Source organism: Microcoleus sp. S28C3 (genome assembly GCF_036700785.1).
GTDB lineage: Bacteria > Cyanobacteriota > Cyanobacteriia > Cyanobacteriales > Microcoleaceae > Microcoleus > Microcoleus asticus.
Genome location: NZ_JAUBPO010000232.1, coordinates 1 through 3,769 on the forward strand (window position 1 = coordinate 1; position 3,769 = coordinate 3,769).

5 protein-coding genes and 1 pseudogene are annotated in these 3,769 nt (G+C 41.2%); 2 read left to right on the top strand and 4 right to left on the bottom strand.

Annotation, left to right across the window (positions count from 1 at the left end; all coding sequences use genetic code 11):
- The first annotated feature begins 60 nt into the window (after nucleotides 1-60).
- Nucleotides 61-267 (top strand): hypothetical protein, encoded by a 207-nt coding sequence (locus QUA13_RS31880; protein ID WP_333205014.1) that lies wholly within the window; start codon nucleotides 61-63, stop codon nucleotides 265-267.
- Between the two features lie 76 nt (nucleotides 268-343).
- Here the strand turns inward: QUA13_RS31880 and QUA13_RS31885 are convergent, their stop codons facing one another.
- The 3 genes and pseudogenes from QUA13_RS31885 to QUA13_RS31895 all read right to left on the bottom strand — a co-directional run bounded on the left by QUA13_RS31885 (nucleotide 344) and on the right by QUA13_RS31895 (nucleotide 2,402).
- Entirely contained in the window at nucleotides 344-688 is a 345-nt protein-coding gene (locus QUA13_RS31885) for a transposase (RefSeq protein ID WP_445242774.1), read from the bottom strand.
- Nucleotides 689-860: 172 nt separating this feature from the next.
- Nucleotides 861-2,004 (bottom strand): annotated as a pseudogene (locus tag QUA13_RS31890) (IS4 family transposase).
- A 170-nt stretch (nucleotides 2,005-2,174) separates the two neighbouring features.
- On the bottom strand, nucleotides 2,175-2,402 hold the full coding sequence (locus QUA13_RS31895) for a helix-turn-helix domain-containing protein (protein ID WP_333205022.1): 228 nt from the start codon (nucleotides 2,400-2,402) through the stop codon (nucleotides 2,175-2,177).
- A 287-nt stretch (nucleotides 2,403-2,689) separates the two neighbouring features.
- Between QUA13_RS31895 and QUA13_RS31900 the strand changes: the two genes are divergently transcribed.
- Nucleotides 2,690-3,034 carry a hypothetical protein gene (locus QUA13_RS31900; RefSeq protein ID WP_333205018.1) on the top strand — a complete coding sequence of 115 codons (345 nt, stop codon included), beginning with the start codon at nucleotides 2,690-2,692 and terminating at the stop codon, nucleotides 3,032-3,034.
- Between the two features lie 309 nt (nucleotides 3,035-3,343).
- Here QUA13_RS31900 and QUA13_RS31905 read toward each other — a convergent pair whose 3' ends face one another.
- Entirely contained in the window at nucleotides 3,344-3,583 is a 240-nt protein-coding gene (locus QUA13_RS31905) for a hypothetical protein (RefSeq protein WP_333205020.1), read from the bottom strand.
- Between the last annotated feature and the right edge of the window lie 186 nt (nucleotides 3,584-3,769).

Sequence of the window (3,769 nt, forward strand, 5' to 3'; positions counted from 1 at the left end):
TTTTGGCTGGCATACTTCTGGCTTTTCTGTGACTTGTGATTTATTATTATACCAGTTTTAATGCGAAACAGCTTAGTTGGATTAACTAATGGACAATCCTTACATCATTTTTTAACTCAATCTCTTTGGCAAGCTCAAAAATTAAAAAATCAAAGACTATCTCTCACTTTACAAGCCTTAAAAAATAGAAAAATTTTTGTAATTATTAATGAAATCGGAGATAAAAAGAAAGGAAGAAGCACCGATTATATAATACCAACTTCCTAAAGTGCTGCTACAGATAGAGCCTCTAAAATAAATTTCCATCCCGTCAAAAAAGCAATAACTTCCAACGTCAACTTATTTAACTCTTTTTACTGAGCAATGCTCTCAACTCTTCTATTTGGTCAAATCTCAACCATTTCAATTGTTCTTTTACGTATCCCCACAGTCTTTCTATGGGGTTTACTTCCGGACTGTATGCGGGTTGAAACAGTAAAATAATATTTTCTGGTATGCTGAGATTTAAAGAGTTATGAAATCCTCCATTATCCAGTTGAATTATATGTAAATCCTCCGGATACTTACTGGCAAATAGCTCTAAAAACTTCTCGAAGCACACTGGATCCAGATGCGTAAATTCGTAAAAAAATCCTTCTCCTGTTAGTGGATATACCGCTCCATAAAGCCACAATAAGTGAAATCCCATTGCACTTTTCCTTGCGGTTTTATGCCTCGACTCGTCAATTTTCTTCTCGCTCACTGTGTGCAAGCCTATCCGACTTTCATGTTCACTCCAGTATCGCACTTTTCTCCACTGCTTTAAAAAGCTTTCACTCTGACGAGCGACTGCTTTTAATTCTGGGGGGGTGACAAGATGGCTAAGAGCTAGACTGAATCTGACTTATAGCTCTCATCCCCTGTTGGTAAAAGTAGCGCTTAGTCGGGGTTAAAGTCATTAACTCTTGAACTGCGTCGGCATATTTTTCCAGGTATGTTAGCCATTGGTGGCTATCTAAACCACTGCCAAAGGTACTCCGTCTTGCATATTTTCTTTGTGACTCTTGAGGGCGAACAATGTACTTTTTGACCGATTTCATTTTGAGATTTGTTCCTTGCATGATGGCACTACTGTAGGCGAGTGCTATTAATAAAATGAGGGTCATCAACCGCTGAGCTTTTAAGCCTGTTCCCTCTAAATAATAGCCTCCGCTTTTGTAATCTCGGAACATTTCTTCAATTCCCATCCGCTTCTGATAGGCAGCGAGCGCCATCTTAAGTGAACCCAAATTTGTGAGAATAAACCAACCCTCCTTAACCGACACACCTCGATATTTCCTCTTCCACTTACAAGCAACATCAAAGCCCTTGATTGGTTGAGTTTTTCGGACTTTGATCCCTGAGAAATAGAGAGAAATTCCTGGAACCAATCCTACCTCTTTCAATGGTTGCCAAATCTCAGGTTCGGTTTCGATACAGAGAGAGCATTTCAATCTCAAACAAAAATGTAGACGTTTCTCCCTCAGCCAGTTAGCCAGCTCGACCGAGCAAAATTCCCGGTCTCCCAGCACTACTACTTGATAATCTTTTAACAGTGGTAAAATTTATGCAATCGCATTCATTTGCTCAGTTATATTGCTGCTTCCTAGCTTTGGTAACAGCGACCAGGATAAAGGAATAGCTCTTTTCTCCCACACCAGGCTGACCATGAGTATATTGATCTTACCCCACGCTCGTGCGATCGATCGCAATTAATAAAGTCTGACCCACTTGGCAATAGGTAGTTAACCAATAAGTAACGATGGGATACCAAATCTGACTGATTGTTAATTGAGGTAAACTCAAGAACCTTTGTAATTTCCGACGCCGACTTTCGGTAGTAATCGGACAGGGAAACACAGATGCTAATCGCTCTAACTTCACTTGCCTTTGAGATTGCAGCAGAGCGAGCAAGATGCCTAATACTAAAAACTGAGCACGAGTTAAGTGTTGTTGGAGATGCGTCTGATAAAATAGGGGTAGCATATTTTTTGATAGGTCGTTGGGAACCTTCTTCTGACCTATCTTTTTTTACCACAAGTCGGTCAACCCCTCACCCGCTCCGGGTTTTGGCGGGGTTGTCACCCCGCCAGCTTTTAATTAGAGATGACAGTTTTTTTTAAATTCTTCTACTGCCCCTGGTTTCTGTTTTTCAGTCACGGGACGAGGGCTTTTAATTTTCCTTTGAGCCGATATCTTGCCCATTGATGTACTGTCCGATATGCCACTTTAACCTCACAGCAGCTTGTTAACCATTGATGGACTTCTTTGTAGCTACTGAATCCTTCGGGGTCTTGCAATTCTTTTGATAATCTCTCTACCGTTTCTGGACTCATTATTCTGGGTCTTCCTGAACGAGGTTTCTCGGATAATAATTCTTCGATTCCCCCCGCAAGGGTAGCTAGACAACCATCTCGCGATCTGTAGTACGATGTTTCCCGTGCGCCTCACAGCAGCAGACAAGACGCTATCTACCGCTTGGGTCTTGAGCCAATATAGAACCTGCTGTTTTTCGTGACGAGTGGCATCTTTCTCTTTCCTGAGAAGAACTAAAAGCTCTTCTTCTGTTCCCCTTATGTCAATCTTAACAACTCCTGACATTTTTCTTTCTTCTATTGGCGTACTAGCTTACAAAAAGGACACCCATTAACTATAGCACTATTTTAGGAAATTGGTATTAGCAGCCAACATTAATTACTTCAAGGATAGACCTGATGGCTTGCCCAAATTAACGATTTTGCTCGACCACGGGTATCATCCCACCGTGCTGAGTACGGCGTTAGAGCAGATTTATCCTCAAATCATGACTAAAATTCAGTTTGAAGTGGCTCCGAAGCCGACAATCGCCCAAAAGCAGCAGCAAGAGCAGACGGGATTTGTCGTCATTCCGACTCGTTGGGTGATTGAGCGGTCAAATGCGTGGGTAGAACGGTGTAAGAGTTTAGTGAGCGAGCGCTGGAGAATGCGACGGCTAAGCTCAATGTGTGTTTCATTCAGCTCATGCTCAAACGCTTAGCAAAGGAACGGTTGGCAATAGCAAATCACTAGATCCCAAATACGTTCTATAGGGATTGAAAGAGACCACAAAATGGTCACAAAAGGGTGACAACATATGCTCGGAAAACGTAAAACCCTATCAGGGATCTGGGGGGGTGACAAAGAGACTTAGGATATAGACCGAATAAGGGTTGCAGCCCTCAGACCTTGTTCATAAAAGCGACGTTTAGAAGGAGTTAACTTCATTAACTGTTGCATCTCCAAAGCATATTTTTCTAGATAATTAACCCACTTTTCGGCATCTACGCCAACACCAAATGTACTCCTTCTACGATATTTTTTTTTTTGGTTTTTTGCGACGAGATACATATTTTTGTACCTGCTTTTTTCTCAATTCAGTGCCTTGAAATATTGCGGAACTGTAGGCAAGCGTCATCAGGAGAATCATATTAATAAGTCTGTTTTCTTTGAGGCTAGTCCCTTCAAGATCGTAGCCTCCTTTTTTACAGTCTCGAAACATTTCTTCAATGCTCATCCGCTGCTTATAAGCATTGATTGCTGCTGGCAACGAACCTAAATCCGTGAGAATAAACCAAGCTTCTTTAACGTGAGATTTCCCATAATTTCTTTTGGCTCTTCAGTATATAATATGCTAAAGTTTTAGCTAAAATGCCAATGGGAGCATCCCGGTTTTGTAAATATCCGAATAAGCGTAAAATAGTTAAAATCAATAAAAGCGTCAAAAAAAGTCGAA